The 1,578-nt window shown below is 43.6% G+C and carries 1 protein-coding gene; it reads right to left on the minus strand.

The features are described 5' to 3' along the window. Positions 1–67: 67 nt before the first annotated feature. Positions 68–1,504, minus strand: coding sequence for an IS1182 family transposase (locus ABD894_RS28065; RefSeq protein WP_345214422.1), 1,437 nt, complete (start codon positions 1,502–1,504; stop codon positions 68–70). Positions 1,505–1,578: the final 74 nt, after the last annotated feature.

A 1,578-nucleotide genomic window follows, 5' to 3' on the forward strand; every position in this document is an offset into this window, starting at 1 on the left:
GTGGCTGTTGCACAATATTGGCTGTTGAGGTCAATTATTATTAACTTATCAATATCCGTCCAAATGTTCAAAACGTTGTTGATGGGTGCATACTATTAAATAAAGTAAAGAAGATCTGTGCGAATACTTTGAGTTCAGACTTTAAGTATTTGCCTTTGTTTTTTAACATTTTCTTAATGTTATAAGCAATAGCGGCCATGGTGAGGCATTTGTTTGCCTGTTCAACCCCTTTTGAGTTAACCCTTTTTATCCCCAGATAATTGACAAGTGTACCAATGACCGGCTCAACCGCGCCCTGCCGAATTTTCATCATTCGCTTAGCCTTCCGCGTCTGCATCCTAATATGCATAACATCATAATAGGGTTTATCCAGTGTTTCAACAATCCTTGTAATATTCTTACCATATGCTGAACAGGTATCTTTAAGCGCGCAGGTATTACACTCCTTTCTGCTAACACGGTATTCTTTCATCCAATATCCGGCAGTAAGGGTGGTTTGTTTATGAACCAAATAACTGCCATTCCCACACTGGAAACTATCTTTCAGTGGATCGTGAATGAACCCTTCTCTTTGATAATTGAACTGCCCCCGGTTAGGTATATAGCCGGTTACGCCACTTGCCTGCAAGGCTTTCAGTGCATCGGCGCTGCTATAACCTTTGTCGGCAATTATCTCGCTTAGTAAAAGCCCGTTGCCAAGCAGGTTGTGTTTAACGTGCCTTAAAACCGAAGGCAGGCATTCGCTATCGCGTTTGTCTGCAGTGACGGCCTGTACATGGGTAATGACATGACTTGTTGTATCTACAGCTACCTGTCCGAGGAAGTTCAGCGCGGTCGCCTTACCCGGTTTTACGGACATCTTTGCATCAGGGTCAGATGGGCTGTAATGCGTATCATTCGACGGTTTGTTTTTCGGCTTTATCACGTCCTGGTCATCGTGATCTTTTAAGGGCTTTACCATAGCAGTATCATGCTCTTCATTAGCTTTTAGCTCTTGTCCGTAAAGCCCGCCATCTTTTAATATCTCCTTCTCAATAAGGCTATCCAGCGATGCGTTCGCTTTGATAAAGAAACCATCTACTGCCTGCCTGCGCCCCGATACCATCCCTTTATCACAACATTGCTTTAGCACCCTTCTGAATAGTTCTGTAAACACATGTTCACCATATAACTGGCGGGTGCGGCTTAATGTACTGTGCCAGGGCAGCTCTTCATCCACATCATAACCAATAAAGTAAAGGATATCCAAACGAAGGCTGAAAGCCGAGATGATACGGCGGTCGCTGTTAAGGTTCTCTAGGTAGCCTGCCAGCATTAGTTTGAAAAACACAACAGGGTCTATGCTTTTCTGTCCTTCTGTCCCATAATATGGCGCTGTCAGCCGGTATAAAAACCTCAGATCAAGTTCCTGTGCTAAGCGTCTGTAAAAATTGTCTCCCGGTACCCGGTTGGACAGTTGAAAGCTGATGAACAACTTTTCCTGGTGGCTTTTCTTCCCTTGCATATTACAAGATAAGAAACACCTCGCCTTTCATTATTAATGTCTTTTCAACATTGTGTTAGTTGTGCAACAGCCAC

This window comes from Mucilaginibacter gynuensis, assembly GCF_039541195.1.
Classification (GTDB): Bacteria; Bacteroidota; Bacteroidia; order Sphingobacteriales; family Sphingobacteriaceae; genus Mucilaginibacter; species Mucilaginibacter gynuensis.